The 16580-nt window shown below is 64.9% G+C and carries 16 protein-coding genes and 2 tRNA genes; 9 read left to right on the plus strand and 9 right to left on the minus strand.

What is annotated here, in order from left to right; translation table 11 throughout:
- The first annotated feature begins 312 nt into the window (after positions 1-312).
- The 5 genes from AC0VYP_RS04850 (at position 313) to AC0VYP_RS04870 (ending at position 3546) form a co-directional block, all read left to right on the plus strand.
- A complete protein-coding gene (locus AC0VYP_RS04850) occupies positions 313-1257 on the plus strand; it encodes an N-acetylglucosamine kinase (RefSeq protein ID WP_475472705.1) in 945 nt (314 codons plus the stop codon).
- A gap of 130 nt (positions 1258-1387) precedes the next feature.
- A complete protein-coding gene (locus AC0VYP_RS04855) occupies positions 1388-1573 on the plus strand; it encodes a hypothetical protein (RefSeq protein WP_285758933.1) in 186 nt (61 codons plus the stop codon).
- A gap of 156 nt (positions 1574-1729) precedes the next feature.
- Positions 1730-1802: transfer RNA gene (locus AC0VYP_RS04860), tRNA-Lys, on the plus strand.
- Between the two features lie 150 nt (positions 1803-1952).
- Positions 1953-3389 carry an MFS transporter gene (locus tag AC0VYP_RS04865; protein ID WP_475472706.1) on the plus strand — a complete coding sequence of 479 codons (1437 nt, stop codon included), beginning with the start codon at positions 1953-1955 and terminating at the stop codon, positions 3387-3389.
- An 84-nt stretch (positions 3390-3473) separates the two neighbouring features.
- Positions 3474-3546, plus strand: a tRNA-Lys gene (locus tag AC0VYP_RS04870).
- Positions 3547-3687: 141 nt separating this feature from the next.
- Here the strand turns inward: AC0VYP_RS04870 and AC0VYP_RS04875 are convergent.
- The gene (locus AC0VYP_RS04875; RefSeq protein ID WP_475472707.1) at positions 3688-4764 is read right to left on the minus strand and encodes a serine/threonine-protein kinase; all 1077 of its coding nucleotides are present in this window, start codon (positions 4762-4764) and stop codon (positions 3688-3690) included.
- Between the two features lie 258 nt (positions 4765-5022).
- On the opposite strand from AC0VYP_RS04875, the gene AC0VYP_RS04880 reads away from it, so the two are divergent.
- Together AC0VYP_RS04880 and AC0VYP_RS04885 are read left to right on the plus strand one after the other, a co-directional pair.
- Positions 5023-6000 (plus strand): DUF2157 domain-containing protein, encoded by a 978-nt coding sequence (locus AC0VYP_RS04880; RefSeq protein WP_475472708.1) that lies wholly within the window; start codon positions 5023-5025, stop codon positions 5998-6000.
- A 164-nt stretch (positions 6001-6164) separates the two neighbouring features.
- Positions 6165-6680: a hypothetical protein gene (locus tag AC0VYP_RS04885; RefSeq protein WP_475472710.1), complete on the plus strand. Its 516-nt coding sequence runs from the start codon at positions 6165-6167 to the stop codon at positions 6678-6680.
- A 58-nt stretch (positions 6681-6738) separates the two neighbouring features.
- On the opposite strand, the gene AC0VYP_RS04890 is transcribed toward AC0VYP_RS04885, so the two are convergent.
- Both AC0VYP_RS04890 and AC0VYP_RS04895 read right to left on the minus strand, forming a co-directional pair.
- The gene (locus tag AC0VYP_RS04890) at positions 6739-6924 is read right to left on the minus strand and encodes a DUF397 domain-containing protein (RefSeq protein WP_475472711.1); all 186 of its coding nucleotides are present in this window, start codon (positions 6922-6924) and stop codon (positions 6739-6741) included.
- Entirely contained in the window at positions 6917-7735 is an 819-nt protein-coding gene (locus tag AC0VYP_RS04895) for a helix-turn-helix domain-containing protein (RefSeq protein WP_475472712.1), read from the minus strand. The genes AC0VYP_RS04890 and AC0VYP_RS04895 overlap by 8 nt, the downstream gene beginning before the upstream one ends.
- Positions 7736-7843: 108 nt before the next feature.
- Here AC0VYP_RS04895 and AC0VYP_RS04900 point away from each other — a divergent pair, with 108 nt between their 5' ends.
- The gene (locus AC0VYP_RS04900; RefSeq protein ID WP_475472714.1) at positions 7844-8128 is read left to right on the plus strand and encodes a hypothetical protein; all 285 of its coding nucleotides are present in this window, start codon (positions 7844-7846) and stop codon (positions 8126-8128) included.
- Positions 8129-9476: 1348 nt separating this feature from the next.
- Here AC0VYP_RS04900 and AC0VYP_RS04905 read toward each other — a convergent pair.
- The 5 genes from AC0VYP_RS04905 to AC0VYP_RS04925 form a co-directional block, all read right to left on the minus strand.
- Positions 9477-9722, minus strand: a complete 246-nt coding sequence (locus AC0VYP_RS04905) for a hypothetical protein (protein ID WP_475472715.1) — start codon at positions 9720-9722, stop codon at positions 9477-9479.
- Positions 9723-10237: 515 nt separating this feature from the next.
- Positions 10238-12220: a DNA primase family protein gene (locus tag AC0VYP_RS04910; RefSeq protein WP_475472717.1), complete on the minus strand. Its 1983-nt coding sequence runs from the start codon at positions 12218-12220 to the stop codon at positions 10238-10240.
- Positions 12221-12281: 61 nt separating this feature from the next.
- Positions 12282-12428 (minus strand): hypothetical protein, encoded by a 147-nt coding sequence (locus tag AC0VYP_RS04915; protein ID WP_475472719.1) that lies wholly within the window; start codon positions 12426-12428, stop codon positions 12282-12284.
- A gap of 144 nt (positions 12429-12572) precedes the next feature.
- Entirely contained in the window at positions 12573-12797 is a 225-nt protein-coding gene (locus AC0VYP_RS04920) for a hypothetical protein (protein WP_475472721.1), read from the minus strand.
- Positions 12798-13024: 227 nt separating this feature from the next.
- Positions 13025-14596 (minus strand): recombinase family protein, encoded by a 1572-nt coding sequence (locus AC0VYP_RS04925; RefSeq protein WP_475472722.1) that lies wholly within the window; start codon positions 14594-14596, stop codon positions 13025-13027.
- An 85-nt stretch (positions 14597-14681) separates the two neighbouring features.
- On the opposite strand from AC0VYP_RS04925, the gene AC0VYP_RS04930 reads away from it, so the two are divergent.
- Positions 14682-15983, plus strand: a complete 1302-nt coding sequence (locus AC0VYP_RS04930; protein WP_475472724.1) for a bifunctional metallophosphatase/5'-nucleotidase — start codon at positions 14682-14684, stop codon at positions 15981-15983.
- Between the two features lie 48 nt (positions 15984-16031).
- On the opposite strand, the gene AC0VYP_RS04935 is transcribed toward AC0VYP_RS04930, so the two are convergent.
- Positions 16032-16424 (minus strand): PPOX class F420-dependent oxidoreductase, encoded by a 393-nt coding sequence (locus AC0VYP_RS04935; RefSeq protein WP_285758938.1) that lies wholly within the window; start codon positions 16422-16424, stop codon positions 16032-16034.
- Positions 16425-16580 lie beyond the last annotated feature (156 nt).

Consider the following 16580-nt stretch of genomic DNA (forward strand, 5'->3'; position numbering starts at 1 on the left):
GACCTGACGGCCGGTTCGGACGCGTGATTGTTGCGCGGCACCCCTCGGTACGGCACAACAACAGGCGTGTGCTCCCGGAGGTTCCGGGAATCCCGGACAAAGCAGCGTGGCCGACGTGCCGCCTCTGTTCGCCGAACCGAGTTCCCAGGTCGTTGACCTAAGGAAAGATGGATAACCAGTTTTCGGTTAATCCAAAAATCGGGAGTTCGTCGGCCGGACTTCGTGACTGATATTCGGCACGGTCAACCGAAACTCGCTCGCCTTACGGAATGTCGCCATAGTCGATTATCGACCCTTCTGTAAGGTTCGGGCATGAGTGAGCAAGTCGTCATCGGGGTTGACGCCGGGGGGACCTCTACCCGTTGCCTCGTCGCTGCCCTGGACGGCCGGGTACGGGCGCGAGCGCGCGCAGGAGGCGCCAACCAGCGCTCCAGCGCAGACCCGGAAGCCGCGCTGGGTCAGGCCGTAGGGGAGGCTCTTCACCTGGCAGGGCCGGTAAGCGTCGTCGGCGGGGTGTTCGGTGTATCCGGTGCCGGCGCTGCCGGGCACGGGCACGCCGAGGACATCGCTCTGCGGGCGTGGAAAGGGCTCGGTCTGCCGGGCACCCCGCACGTCGGAGACGACATCACCGTGGCGTTCGCTGCGGGCAGCGCCGCGGGGGACGGGGTCGTACTCATCTCCGGTACCGGAGCGGTCGCCGCACGGCTGTACGGAGGCGAGGTGGTGCGGCGCTGCGACGGGTACGGCTGGTGGCTCGGGGACGAGGGATCGGCGGTCTGGTTGGCGACCGAGGGAGTACGCGCCGCGCTGGCCGCGTTGGACGGTCGAGGCCGTCCAACGGTCCTGGTCAACCTGATCGCCGCAGCCCTCGGCGTGGCCCGGGGACGACCGCAGGCGATCATCGGTGCTGTCTACCAGATCGCGCCGGCCGAACTCGGGAGGCTGGCCCCGGAGGTGTCGGAGGCGGCACGAGCCGGAGACGAGGTCGCAGCCGCGATCACCGCCTCTGCGGCCGAACGTCTGCTCGCCGGTTTCGCCGCGGTCGCCCCCGAGATCGAACCGGGACCGGTGGTCCTGTCCGGTGCGGTCCTGGCCACGGGACCGGTTGCCGACCTGGTCCGCGAAGGTCTCACGCGGCGCTTCGGTATCACAGCGGTCGGAGCGGCTCCCGGCGAGTTCGGTGCGGCCGGGCTCGCACTGCGCAGAAACGGACAGTCGATCCTCGCGCATGCCCGGTTGATCGACGGTGTCCGGTAGGCGTGGAGCGCGTCTTCGCCCTCTCACTACGGGAAAAACCTTCGGTCCGGTCGTGAAAGTCGTGCGACGCGACCGGATCCATGTTCCCGGGCGCTTCGAGGAGTGGCTGTGAGTCGCTAGTGTCGAGCCCATGTCACAGAACGAAGAACCGAAGATGGATCCCGCCGGCTCGACGCAGATGTTCCGCCGCTTCGTCGCAGAGAACAATGAGCCCGAGGCCGCGCCCAAGCGTCCCGTCACCCCGTACGTCCTCGCCGGTATCGGCGTGGTCGTGGCGATCGGCATCATCGTCGCGGTGGTCCTGGCGTGGTCTTGACCACTCCTGTCCGCAAAAGCCGCTGATCACCCGCATCCAACGGGTCGGGTGATCAGCGGACCCCAGGTCCAAACCGTTCGCGATGCCACTTTCGGGCTGCTAAGGTTGTCCACGTCGCAACGGCCGTAAGTCCGGGGCGGCGACGCCGCGAGGCGAGCGCCATTAGCTCAATTGGCAGAGCAGCTGACTCTTAATCAGCGGGTTCGGGGTTCAAGTCCCTGATGGCGCACACGAGCACACAACGGCCCGCACTGACAGGTTCTCCTGATCGGTGCGGGCCGTTTTTCGTGTTTCCCAGGGTGGATGTACCAACCGATTTCATCCTTTGGCAGGATGTAAGCGTTGTTTACTTACCCCTCCCAGGAAAGTCAGGTACGGCGTGGCGCTCTCGTCCGCCCAGCTCACCGTGTCCCCAAGACCCGCTCGCATCATCGCCCCGTTGGTATTCGCCGGGCTTACCTACGCCGTCGCGCAGACCACCATCGTGCCCGTCGTCCCCCAGATCCAGGCCGCGACGGGGGCCGATGCCAGCAGCGTCGCCTGGGTCATCACCGGTTTCTTCGTCTCGTCGGCGGCACTCACCGTCCTCTCCGGACGGTTGGGCGACCTCCTGGGCAAAAAACCCGTGTTGATCGCGATCTTCCTGCTCTTCGGCCTGGGGGCGGTGGTCTCCGCGACGGGGGCCTCGCTGGAGATGGTGATCGCCGGCCGGGTCATCATGGGCTGCGCAGGCGGGGTCTTCCCACTGTCCTTCGCCATCTTGGGACAGAGCCTCTCCCGTAATCAGGCCGCTTTCGGCATGGGGCTCATCAGCTCCACGTTCGGGCTGGGTGGCGCGTTGGGGCTTCCCGTCGGCGGACTGATAGCCGACCAACTCGGCTACCAGGGGCTGTTCTGGGCCACCGCGGTGATGACGCTGATCTCACTCGTGGGGATCGTCGTGTTCGTCCCCGGGGGCGAACAGCGAGCCGCCGGCCGCGTCAACTGGGCGGGTGCCATCCTGCTCGGTGTCACGCTGGGCGGGCCGCTCACCGCGATCAGCAGGGGAGAGGCATGGGGGTGGACGGCTCCCCAGACCCTCGTGCTGCTGGCAGCGGGCGCGCTGTCCCTCGTGCTGTTGCTGGTGGTCGAGAGCCGGGTCCGTGACCCGCTCATCGACCTGGCCCTGATGCGGCGACGCAACATGTGGGTCGCCAACCTGACCGCGTTCTTCATCACGGTCGGTCAGGCGGCCGCCTTCTTCCTCATCCCCCAGATCGTTCAGCTCCCGGTGGAGAGCGGAGTCGGCCTGGGGATCGGTGTGGCCCACGCCGGTCTGTTCATGCTTCCCGCTGCACTGGCCACCATGCTGGCCGGCCCGGTGACCGGTCGTGCCGTTGCCCGCTTCGGGGTCCGGCCGCCATTGTTCATCGGCACGGTGGGCAGCGTCGCCGGCCTTCTCGTCATCGGCCTCGGCGGCGCCGACCCGGCGGCCATCCTCGTCGGCGCAGCCCTGCTCGGCCTGGCCGGAGGAACCGCCTACGCAGTGCTCCCCGTGCTGATCGCGGAATCGGTTCCGCTGCAGAACCTGGGAGCGGCCAACGGTGTGAACACCATCGTGCGACACATCTCCATGGCAATCTCCGCCCAGCTCGCCGCAGCCGTGCTGGTCATCGGTACGCCCCAGGGAGAGCTCTACCCGACCAGCGGCGCCTTCCTGGTGGACTTCGGAGGGAGCGCGGCTCTCGGACTGGTCGCCCTCCTGTTGATCCCACTGATCCATGTCGGTGCGCGTGCGATGGCCCCGGAACCGGTCTACGCCGAGGCCGGCCGCTGACCCTCGCGATGGCGTGCACGGTTCGTCCCGCTGATCGGGTAGAGTTTCCCTCGTCGAAAGGGACGCCGTGAGGCCCCGCGACAGGCGCCATTAGCTCAATTGGCAGAGCAGCTGACTCTTAATCAGCGGGTTCGGGGTTCAAGTCCCTGATGGCGCACCGCAGGACACCTCGTCGCCCCCGGCAGGACGCTGATCATCGCGTACCGGCCGGGGGTTTCGGTGTTTCGGTACCCGGTTCGACCGACCCGGGCCGCGCTCGTGACCGTTGGTACGCCGTTGCGCCGACGCATCTGATGTGTCAGCTGCTGCGCGGCCGGTTCCCGGTGTCCCGCGCCCATGGCAGGGCAAGAGGCGGTTTGGGGAGACGGGCGTACACCCCGGTCCATTCCGCATCCAGCAGGGCGCGTACCCGGGTGCGTTCCGTCGCGTCAGGCGAGGGCGGCGGGCCGGCCATGGGCAGCACCGCGGCCAAGAGCTCACCGGGAGTGGGGCGGTCGGCCGGTTTCTTCGCCATCGCGGCCAGAACCAGTTGCTCCAGCCCGGATGGCAGGCCCGACAGGTCGGGCTCCTCGTTCAGGACGCGAGCGGCGAGTTCCTTGGGGGTGCCGTGCCCGAAAGGGTCGTGCCGGGCCGCTGCGAAGGCCACCAACGCACCCCAGAGGAAGACGTCGGAGCGTTCGGTGACCGGCAACCCCCTGTACTGCTCGGGGCTGATCCAGCCGGGGGTGCCCAACTGGCTGCGTCTGCGGGGGGCGGCCGAGTCGGGCCCACCGGGGCGCATCGGTGTATCGGGCGGGTTCGTGATCCCCAGTGCTCTGGCCCGCCGCCGCATCCGGCGCAGCCGCAGATGCAGGGTCGCGTCCTCTTCGGCCTGGGCGATACCGAAGTCCAGGATCTTGGGTCCCCCCGGAGCCAGGATCACGTTGCTCGGCTTCAGGTCACGGTGGACGATGCCCGCCGTGTGAATCGCCCGTAGCGCCTCTGCGGCCCCTGCCGCCAACCCCAGCAGCATGCCGCGCCGCAGCGGCGCGAACCGTTCCACGTGGTGGCGCAGGGTCGGACCGGCCACGAACTCGGTGACCAGCCACGGTTGTCCGGCCTCGACGTCGGCATGGATGAACCGTGGCACGCATGTGCTGTCCACCCGCACCATCAGTCGGGCCTCCCGTGCGAACCGCTGCCGAAACTCGGGGTCGACCGCGTGCTCGGGGTGGATCACCTTGATCGCCAGATAGCCGTCGATCCCGGAGCCCGCACCCGCGTACACGGTCCCCATCCCGCCGGTACCGACCCGGCCGATCAGCCGGTATCCGCCGATCTCGGCCGGGTCCTCGGCGTGCAGCCGACCGAGGCGACGCGGGCCACGCGCCTTCACGACGTGTGCCTTGACGCGGGGAGGACGGCGGGGAACCGGGCTGGGGGCAGTGCTGTCACGCGGACGTCCGTCCCATGGTCGCGAGGGCGGGGGCTGGACCGAGCTTAGAACGCGATGGTCCACCGCACCACCGAGGGGCGGGCCGGCTACTCACTTCCGTGATTGAGTACCCGGCGGGGTGTCACTGGAGCGCGCGGCAGCGAGGATGGGAGTGTCGGGTCGTTCATCGCGACACCCAGCGAAAGAGGAGCCGATCATATGGCCCAGGACGGCGCGGAAGCCCGCGCGCACGCGTTGCACGGTCTCGTCAACGACGGGGTTCTCACCCCCTCCCAGGCGACCGCGGTCACCGAAGCGCTGCGCGCTGCAGAGGACAGCGGCGCCGGAGTCCGTTGGACGGAGCTCGTCGGTTTCCTGGGGGGCGGCCTGGTCTTCGCCGGAGCGGTCGCGCTGGTCTCGGCCTCCTGGGACGATCTGACCCAGGTCCTGCGCACCACGATGCTGGTGGCGGTGTCCCTGGTGGCCGCAGTCGGTGGACTGGTCGCCGCGGGGGAACGACTGCTGGGGTCGGCGACCATGACCGATGCGCGCCGCCGTATCGCCGGGACCCTGTTCGTGCTCACGGCCTGCACGGCGGCCATGGCCATGGGGGTGGCCCTCGAACCCGACTCCTTCCTCGCCCCGACCCTGGTGGGACTCGTCCTGGCAGTGGCCGGATACGCGGCGGCGCCCACGGTCGTCGGTCTCTTGGCCTGTGCCGTTTTCAGCCTGTGGGCGGTCACGTCCACGTGGGACTTCTTCGGGGCGTGGAACTCCTCGTTGCCCTACGGGTTGAGCGTCCTGGCCCTGGGGCTGGTGTGGGCCGTCGTCGCACTCTCTGGGGTGCTGCCCAACCGCAGGGTCGGGCTGGGGGTCGGTGCCGCGCTCGCCCTTCTCGGCGTCCAGGTGCCACTCTCCGACACGGACCTGGCGGAGGTCTTCTACGGGCTCACCCTGGTCGTGGCCGCACTCGCGTTGCTGCTGTACCGCTGGGAGCGCAGTTGGATCCTGCTGGTCACCGGGGTCATCGGGGTCACCCTTGCCGTTCCCGAGGCGATCTGGGACTGGACCGACGGAGCGATCGGCGGTGCCGCCGTCATTCTGGTCGCAGGGGTGGTCCTGCTCGCCGCGAGCGGTCTCGGCCTGCTGCTGCATCGGGAGCGCCCGTCGGTCGAGTCTTCTGACACCACCGCCTGATCCGGCCCCGGTCAGAGGTGCAACGCCGGTAGCGGCGTGTCCGGCAATTGCCCTATCGGTAGCCAAATCGCTACCTCTGCCACTTTTTTGGTCATCTTCCCTGCCCTAGCATTTATGCCTTCCAGGACAGTGGGTAACCAGGCCATTCCTTTCGGGAGTCATGCATGCCGACATCCTCCAGATCCATAGCCAGGGCGGCTGGGGCGCTCCTTCTCGCCTCGGCCGTGCTGACCGCGGCGGCCCAGCCGGCAACCGCCCACAGCGGCGGCCGGGGCGCGGTCACAACCGATTTCACCCTGACGATCCTGCACGCCAACGACGGGGAGTCCCAACTGCTCGGTGCCCCCGCTGACGCCAACTACGGGGGCGTGGCCCGTTTCACCACCCTGGTCGAGAAGCTGCGCAAGGCCGAGAAGCGTCCCGCGGCAGCCCGCCAAGGCGAGTCCCGTACCAATCGCGGCGTCGTCACACTCTCCTCCGGCGACAACTTCCTGGCCGGCCCCCAGTTCGCCGCAAGCCTCGACCGCGGTGTCCCCTTCTACGACTCCATCGCGGTCGGCCACATCGGCTACGACGCCTTGGCCCTGGGCAACCACGAGTTCGACTTCGGCCCCGATGTGCTGGCCGACTTCGTCTCGGGAGTCCCGGGTAAGCCGGAATCCGCTAATAAAGATACATAGAGACCAATTCGTTACAGAAAAGAAACCCCGTAGCTATTGCCACGGGGCTTCTTTTTTGCTATATGGCGTCGGCGCGAACCGCCCGCACCAGCCCCGCCCACGCGTCGTGGCCGAACGCGAGGTGCCCGTGGTCGCGGTTCTGCGTGTCACGGATCAGGGCCGTGTGGGCCGTCTCTGCGACCTCTACGCAGTTGCCGCCCGTGCTGTCGCTGTAGGAAGACTTCCGCCAGTTCGGTTCACTCATGCTCGTATCCCTCAAGTAGCGACCGGATCAGGCTCAAGGACTGACCAACTGACAGCGCTTCGGCTTGAAGCGCCCCGAACAATGTACCCAGTTCCTCGACGTCCCTAGCCAGGTCAACCAGTTCCCCACCTAGCGCATGTTCCACGTAGGCAACAGACGGTCGATCTCGAAACGCCATGAGCCGAAACGGTGCCCTCAAAACAGGGTGGTCGGGCGTATCGCGCGGCACAACCTGTAGCCGGACGGTCCGCGACTCGACAAGGCTGATCAGGTGTTCCAGCTGCTCACGCATGACCTCAACACCGCCCACGCGTCGGGTGAGTGCCACTTCGTCGATCACGAACCACAGCAGCGGCCGACCGGGTTGGTTCATGATCGCTTTCCGCGCCGCGCGTGACTTCACTAGGGCAGCGATCTTCGCCGGTTCCTCCCACGGTCGGCCGCTGGTCAGCAAGGCCCCGGAGTAGGCCGGGGTCTGCAACAGACCGGGGACGAGAATGCTTTGGAACTCTCGGACTTCCGACGCTTCTCGCTCAAGTACCACCACCTCCCGAAACCATTCAGCGCCACCGTCGTCCTTGACCAGCCCCGCCCACAGCCGAAGCAGTGCGCCGTTTGTGTTGAGGTGGCGGTCGAGTGCATCCACATGGTCCCGTTTGGGTACCCGTGTTCCTCTCTCAAGCGCAGACATCATCGACGGGGACCAACCCGTCAAAGACGCCAACCGAGCTTGTGAAACGCCTGCCACCAGCCGTGCCCGCTTGAGGTCCGCGCCGAACCGCACCCACCGTGAATGGTTCTCAGTCGTCATGACTACAACCGTGTCGTGAACCACTACAGCGCGCCACTACCTCGGACGTCACAGCCCGCTTACGTGCGTTCTATGGTGCGCCGACGCAGGTAGGCAGACCGTAGGGATATGACGACGACTGAAGCCCCCGAACTGCTCACCGACGACGCCACCACGACGGCCCTTCACAACCTCCACAAGGCGTTGCGCGCCAAGGGGGTCACTGTCCTCCCCGACGTACCCGCGAAGCGCGTCACGTGCCTGTTGGGCGCAGAGACGCTGACCACAGCCCTACGCGGACGGTGGTGGGTCATCGTGTGGGGCGAGAAGGACGTTGACCCGATCCTGCCTGTCGGTGCCGAATGGCGAATGGCCGAACGGGTGCGGGCCGTGCTGGCTACGAAGACCCGCTAGACCGTGGCCCGTCCCAAAGACCCGCCGGGTACCGCGCTGAACTGGACGTGCCCCCGGTGTGGCCGGACGTTCATCAAAATCCAGCCGGGCAGCCACTCATGCCCGCGCGACAAGCCACCACCCAAGCGCTGACCCTGTTGAGGGGGCAGGGTCAACGCGATAGAGCCCGGCCGTAGAGGGAGCGGCCGGGCTCTTGGCAACGAGAAGGGTGGGCGCCGCGTGCCCACCCTTCTCGTTGCCGTCGATCTGGCACGCGGCGGGTCTAGAAGCGCCTAAGGGCGGCAACATCGGTACTGACGATGTTGGGTGGGGTAGCCGACACCCTTTCCGGCCGACTGCGGTTCGGTGAACGCCACCGGTCAAAGTGGCAAACGGGCAGAAAGTACGCATATAAGTCATTCGGGAAGGTAGCACGTCTGACCCGCGATAACGTTTACTTATCAGGGGTCAGGATCCGGGCTATGCGGGCTCTGGCGGGGGGTCAGGGGCGGCCGGTTGGTCCGACGATTCGTCATGATGATCGATCAGAATTTCTTGGCCACGAACAAGCGACCGTTCGACCGCGCACACCGACCACGGGGCGACCTCCCCCGGACAGGGTGGCGGCCGACTGCGGTCGGCAGGGTCGAATCCGCCGCTCACGCCCGGACAGGGGTCGGCATTACCGACACCCCTGGTCACGGTGGCGCGACAGACGGCCCAGAAATCGGGGGGCCACACTCAGGTAGGGGGACAGGCTGCTGGGCCGTCTGTGAACGGTGGATTGAGCCGTGCGGCCGGGGATGCTGGGCATTGTGATGGGAAAAGTACCTCTTGCGACCCCCGTGGCCTTGGGGGGACCCACCCCGCTCCAATTCCTGCATCATTTTTGAAGCCTTAAGGCCCGGCCAAGAAGCCCTCTACCATCACTCTCAGTAATAAGTAGGGGGTCTGATGCTCCGTTTGATCACTGGCTCTCGTTGAATACGTCTCCCACTCAGCTCGAAAAAACATATACATTCACTTTTTGATCTCAAGCTATATTCACTCTCTGTATACCAGATTCAGCTACTTGACTACAGACAGTATATAGAATAAGAAAATTTCGGCTCGCGTTGGTTATATATTCCTTGAGATCAAAACGGTAACTATGCATTTTCTATAGAGCGGGAGCGCTTACGCATCCAACAAGAACCAAAGATCAGATATGCATCTCCATCACGGATTGTGATGTTTACTCTCCGCCACCCGGGCGGGTCAGCGGAGGGGTCATTAGTAATGACGCCTGCAACGATGCGGGGGTCCGATTCGTTCACCCCCACAAACACCGACGGCCCCGCACCGAAGTACGGGGCCGGTCTGGTCAGGGCTAGTCGTCCCGGCCGCCCTGACGAATCCGGTCGGCAAAGGCCGCCAGACCGTCACGCACCCGGTCGCGTTCGGCCCGCTGCCTCTTGACGGTGGCCTCGTGACGGGACCGTCGGCGGGCTTCTTCCGCCTCTTCGTGGACACGGCGGTTCTCCTCGGCCCGGAGCATCCGGTCGATGGTCGGGCCATCGAATCCCTGTCGGCGAAGCTGACGAACACGGTCGTTGCGGTTCTCGTTGTATTCCATGTGGTACTCCGTTGCTTTCGTTGTGGTACTGGACTGTCGATGTTGTTATTGCTGGTCAAGTGGGGCCAACCGGCCGGTCAGAGCTCCGGGCGGGAACCACGCATGGTCAACCTTGGGTTGACGGTAGCTGGCAGTTTCCGGCAGTTTTGGAGACCGTCCGGCAGTCTTTTCGGAAAAAGTGCCGGAGCTATAACCCCTGGTAGACAAGGGATTCGGGCCGATTTAGAGTCAATCCGGCAGTTTTGGCACTTTTTCTGAAGAGTCCGCGCTGTAACGGGGATACACAGAAACGAGTAGCCGTGTAGTTAAAAGTTTTTCAGCTTCAAAACTGCCGGATTGACTCTAAATCAGTCCTGAAGCCCCTACTGAGCTGGGGAAACAGGCTGATTCAAAACTGCCGGAGAACTGCCGGAGAACTGCCGGAGAACTGCCGGAAAACTGCCGGACGGTCTCCAAAACTGCCGGAAACCCCTACTGAGCTGGGGAAACAGGCTGATTCAAAACTGCCGGATCGATCACTCGAAGGGGTCTTGCGGCATGAGGTTCAGCCCGCGACGGTTGCGGGAGTCCTTGACCTCGACGATTCCGGGTTGTGCGAGGATTCGAGTCGCCAGTTTGTTCCGGCCGATCGGCTGGTAGCCGTTGGATTCCGCCCAGCTCTTGAATCGGGTCGCGACCTCGGCTTTCGTGAGGACGGACGGCACAGTTTGACCCTCTTTCGCGTCGGCAACGGTGTAGATCTCCGCGAGGAACTGGGAAACCCGGTCAGTTGCGTGGGCGAACTCCTGGATGACCGCTTCTGGTGCCATTGCGGGCTTCCATCCAGATTCTTCCCCGGTTCGCAACAACAGGGCAGCAATGCCGGGGAGTTCCGCCATAATGCGCTTCTCAACGTCCGGGTCCTCGTTGCCGAGAAAGGACTTGTCGAATCGGACTGGATGGATCCTGGTGAGGAAACTCTGTGCGTCGGCAACGGCCGGGATCTCGTTACATGTGAGAATCCAGGCGGCCGTAGACCGCATCTGGAATTGCTTGCCATGCTTCCGGTTCGCGTTGATGCTGTCGGCACCGGTCAGCTGTTTGTAAATCGAGATGTTGTCCAGCGCACCGGAGTGCATATCGTTATCTCGATTGAGGCGCTTGTTCTGAAGGTTTGCCGCCGCGAATGGGTCTGATGCTAGCTGTTGGAGACTGACGGAAGATGTGTTCTCCAATCCGATCAGTTCGGCCAGGATCCGCGAGACGGTGCTCTTTCCCGTCCTGTTGCGTCCGAAAGTCATGACGCCGCGAGACGGAACTGTGGATCCCTCGATGAATGTCGCCAAGTGCTGGAGCAGCGGACCGGCTTGATCTTCGCCAACCCGGTCTTCTAGCCATTCCAGGAAGTAGGGGCATTCTGCGTCTGGCCGGTAAGGAACCGACAGCTTCCAACCCAGACGGAAACTGGGGTCGTGCGGGACAAACGCCTTCTCCTTGATCAAGTACACACCATCGTCGAACGGTATCATCGGTTCCGGAAGCAGTCCGGGAATGTGCCCGCCACGGGTCGTAAGAATATTCTTCACAGCCGCCTCGACGGAACGGACCGCTCCCTCCGTGAAATCGTCACCAAGCCGTTCCAAAACGGCGATGGAAACGGCCCGGCCACCTCGGGTCGAGTAGGTTCCGGCCCCGTCGTAAACGGCGACCTCACCCTCCGCATCCAGTAGGCAAGGCGTCGTTTCCATGATGGCCCTAGCCAGCGACTCGATCTTGATTCCCCCGCGCTCACTGAGGAATTCGCCGGTGTCGCGCCGCGCGGCCGGGCGTCGGGGTAGCTTCTCCTTCGCCGCTGCGACGACTCGCCTGATCATCGCGGCGCGGTCCGCCTCAGGCCACCTGGCCAGAACGTCGTCGATACCTTCCTTCGCCCGGCCAGAGTGCGTCGCGATTCCCACGGAGAGAACGCCTACAGATTCGTTCAGGTCGCGCCACAAGGCCGCGAATGCGTCGTACACCTGCGTGCTGCTGGTGACGTCGGCGTCAGGCCACAGGAGCACGTTCCGATCTTGCAGAATTAGCAGGTCGGCGGCCGACCAGTTCCAGCAGCCACCGATTCCGAGAATGCCGTCGTCCTCGTGGACATACGACCGCATGGCGAGCTGTTGTTTCGTCCCCTCAACGAGGTGCACAACCTTGTTGGACTTCCCCGGAAGCCAATTGAGAAGGGAGCCCGTTCCCTTCGGCTGAAGGTACTTCCGGGACTCTCCCTCAATGATTAGCGGGGCGTCCGGCCTGATCTGATAAGTGACGCCCCCTGTAGGTGCGGTGTGCGGAAACACGATTGAAGGAACGGCCTTCTCGCCGTAGGAGCGGAAATCTTCCGGGAGATCAGAAACAGTGGTTGCCGAGTAGACGCCGACCGTCCGAACGACTTCGGAATTCACCGCGTGGCGGTTGAGGTAGTCCCCGTGCTCAGGGGTCAGCGTTCGTACAGTCGGTGCTGTATAATCAGTCATAACAGGTCCTTTGTGCAGGCTGGGAAGGCGACCGGAGTGGCACCGGTCGCCTTTTTCGTTTCTAGAAATATTCGGGGTCGTCTTGCTCCCTGAGCAGCGCCCAGTACTCTTTGTTGATTTCATCGAGTTCCGGGTGATAGGGGCCGAACTTGTACAGGAAAAAATCCCACCGGGACTTGATATCAGCAAGCCGCTCTTCGTAATTCATCGTGGACGCACTTTCTCTCTTAGTTGGTAGTTGGCTGCGCATCCACGCATGAATCCCGCGCCCCATCCAGGGCCCTTCTCAAGCCGTCAAGCGCCGCGCACCTCATCCGAGGTATCGCAGCTAGGGTGGCTGATTCCCGTGCCGCTAAAGCTTGAGGTCGTTCGCGGTGAGCAAAAGCTCCGCCAATTCGACCCGGTCACTCTCGGCCAACATCCGCCCCGCCAGAACCTCCGCGAGGTTGCGCCGGAGTTGTGTAACGCGGAGCTTCTCGAAAGCTGTTTGAACCGCTAGGTCGCCCGGTTCTCGCCACCGCTTCAACGCGTTTAGCCGATTTCTCGCGACCAGTACCGCTAAGTCGTGCTCGTTCATTTTTTCACCTCCATGCCAAGGCTACGTGGCAAGGGGAGATTCCCCACTATGTGGCGGTACTACACGAACGAACACACGCGCCAAACCACTCTGGAAAAGAGTAAAAGCGCAGGTGGGGGCGGCATTTCCCCCTGCCGTATGGCACCGCCCTTTGATAGGCTTTAGTTTGCATTCGTAAGAGCGCGAAAACCCCCCGCGCTGGTCGGCACGGGGGGCTTCGGGTGGGGTTATCGGGGCTGCTTGAGGTGAACGCGAAGCTTCAGGACGTCGGACTCCCCGCCTTGCTCCGCCAGCCGCAAAACTGCGGTCTGGTGGACCCCGTCCTGCTCCTCCTGTTGCTCCGCCGTGAGTTTGCGCGGGTTGCCGCCCCTGCCTTTCGGTAGTGCCTCGATCAGGGAGAACGTCGCCCGGATCTCGGCCCGTTTCTCTCCTAGGGACATTGCTGCCCACCTGGCCGGGTACTCACCCGCGAGCGCCACGTTCTCCAGACCCCCCGCCAACGCTTCGCCTGCCAGTGCCGCCGCTAGCGGGGCTATCTGGCGGTCATAGCCGCCCAACATCTGCCGGAATTCCTCCAACGAAGGGGCACCGGGTGTGCCGGGAGGAGTGTGCGCCAACGACCCGACGAATGCCGCCCTTGCCGCCTGCAAACCCGCGAGCCGCGCCTCTAGGTCCGCGACATCCACGGGGGTGTCTGTGCTCGCACGGTCAACCGTCCGGGCCGTCAGCACCAGGTTTTCAAGATCCAAGTCCAGCTGATCGGCCAATCTCTGAGCACCACAGATGTCACATTTGTAGACTCGCTTCCCGTGGGCCGTGTTGGCGGTGTAGCTGCCCCGACAGGTTTCCTTTCCGCAGGTCACGAGCATTGAGGCAAGGTGGCGCGGCGTGTTTCCCGGGCCGGTCTTGCGGTCGGGGTCGCTAAAAATGGCGATGAGGGCGAGACGCTGTGCTTCCGGGATGATCTCCGGCCAAGCACCCCGCTTAGTGATCTCGCCCCGGTAGGTTGCGTGCCCCGACGCCCGGGGCGACGTCAAGCACTTCTTGACGGTTGCCCGGTCCCAACCCCTTCGCGTGGTCGTTCCCGTGGCCGCGATGTCGCTTTTCTGCGCAACCGTGAGGACGCCACGGTTGCGCAAGTCGGCAAGTAGGGACCGGACCGATGTACCCCTGAGCAGCCGGTTGGCCCAATCCCGCATCTCCTCAGCCTCTTCGGGGTTGTGCTGGTTGTAGTCAACCTCGGGGCGTTCGAGCTTGGCGCGCCCCTTGCGGACTACCTCCATGCGGCCTGTCGGCAAGCCCCAACCGTAAGGGCGACGTCCTCCGCCGTGGATGCCGTCCTCCGCCTGCCCGCGCCGGGCTTCCGTGACCCGTTCGCCCCTGTGCTCGGATTCGTGCTGGGCTCCGCTGGTGTCGTCCCGAAGCGCCTTGCGGCCGTCGGCAGTCTCCAGCGCGTAGGAGCCGCCACGGGACACGCTCACGACATCGACCTTGTGACGTCGCGCAATGCGGATGAACCGGGGAAGCTCCTCGGTGTTTCGGTGGAGCCGGTCGGCATGGAAGAACGTCACCGACGCCACGCGCCCGGCTTCCATGAGTGTGAGCAAGCGTTCGTACGCGGGCCGGTGTGAGAACGCCGAGGTGTCGGGGTCACTGAAGGACTCAGAAATGGGTGTTCCCACCTGCCTGCCGTAGGCGACGATGGCTTGATCCTGCCTGCCCGCGCCGCGCCCGACCCGTTCTTTGTCGTCCGAGATGCGGGAATAACTGACGTGGATTGGTTGTTCGCTCATAGCCATAGAACGTACCCCTGGAACCAACCCCGGTAAGCCGCCGTTCCTCTCCGCCAACCTCGACGTCGGCCCCGAGCCCTCCCTCGCCGAGTTGGAGCGCCGCGGTCGGATCGCACCCGCAACGGTCGTCAAGGAGCACGGCGAGCGCATCGGCGTCGTCGGCGCCGTCACCCCTGACCTGGCCTCCCTCTCCAGCCCGCGCAACGTCGTCATCGGTGAGGTCCGCGATGCCGTCCAGGGCCAGGTGGACAAACTGACCCGCAAGGGCATCGACAAGATCATCCTCGTCTCCCACCTGCAGGACATCCAGGAGGAGCGCGCACTCGTCCCCCAATTGCGCAACGTCAACGTCGTGATCGGCGGCGGTGGCGGCGAGCTGCTGGCCACACCGGATGCGCCCCTGGTTCCGGGGGACACCGTCACCACCGACCCCACGACCGGTGAACCGCTCGCCTACCCCCTTTACGCGAAGGACGCCGGCGGCGCCACCGTGCCGATCGTCACGACCAACGGCGACTACAAATACGTGGGACGCCTCGTCGTGAACTTCGACAAGAAGGGCCGGGTCCTCTCGGTCGCCGACCGCTCCGACCCCGTCCGCGTCTCCGGCCTCGCCCCCGACGCGGTCGCCCCCGACCGCAAGGTCCAGCGCACCGTCGTCGAACCCGTTGCCGCCTACGTCGAAGGCCTGGAGGCCAACGTGGTTGCCACCAGCGACGCCCCGCTCGAAGGCCGCCGCGACCCGGGGGTGCGCACGGTCGAGACCAACCTGGGCAACCTGTTGGCAGACGCCCTTCTGGACGCCGGGCGCGACCAAGCCGCGGAGTACGGGGTCGCACCCCCGCAGGTGGCGCTGCAAAACAGCGGTGGTATCCGCAACAACTCGCTGATCCCCGCGGGAGGCGTCACCGAACTCGACACCTACTCGATCGCGCCGTTCTCCAACTTCGTCGCGGTCGTCTCCGACGTCCCCAGGGCCCAGCTCAAGGAGCTCCTGGAGAACGCGGTCTCCAGTTCCCCCGCGGCCGACGGACGCTTCGCCCAGGTCGCCGGACTACGTTTCGAATACGACGTCGCCCGGACCGCTCAGCAGGTCACCGATGAGGGCACCGTCACCCGGGCCGGCGAGCGCGTGCGCGACGTGGTCCTCGACGACGGCACCGTCCTCGTGATGGACGGCGCGGTCGTGGAAGGGGCCGGAATCCCGGTCGTCACCAACGACTTCTCCGCTCGCGGGGGCGACCAGTATCCGTTCCGCGGTCTGCCCTTCACCTCGGTGGGTCTGACCTACCAGCAGGCACTGCTGGGCTACCTCACCGATGACCTGGCCGGTCGCGTGACCGCTGTCGATTACCCCGAGGGCGGCAGCGGCCGTATCGTCCGCCTCGGTTAGCCGCGGTCGAGGGGCCGGGAACTCCCGGCCCCTCGACCCGTCGCCGGTTCACTGCTTGGTCGCGTGCTCCGGCCGGACGTAGAGCACCACACGGTGGTCGCCGGGCTGCTCCCACGGATAGACGTCCTGATTGATGTACTTCTTGGCCATCTTGTTGATGAAGGCGTTGTCAACGTCGTCCTCGACCCGCTCGATCCGTCCACGGATCTCCAGGTACCGGTGGGGTTCGTCCGGATCGTGCGCCGACAGCGCGATCCTGTTGTCGCGCTGCAAGTTGCGGTACTTCTGTCGTCCTGTCGTCTGGCTGAACTTGACGAACTCGCCGTCCCAGTCGATCCACACCGGGTTGGACTGGGGCTCGCCGTCCGGCCCGATCGTTGCCACGTGTGCGAAAGAGCGCTTGGTCAGGATCGCCACCCGGTCCTGCGGAACCACGGACATCTCGTCCCCCTGTTCTGCTTCGTTCGGTGAAGCCCGTGCCTCCTTCATTGCCCCCACGGCGACCTCGGCAATCCCCCCATCGCCCCAGGCAGCGGACGAGCTCTTCCCCGTGTTTGCCCACCCGGTCGAAAACCGCTTGCCAGGCTGCCTATCCTT

The sequence above is a fragment of the Nocardiopsis sp. iso_186 genome, from assembly GCF_056173365.1.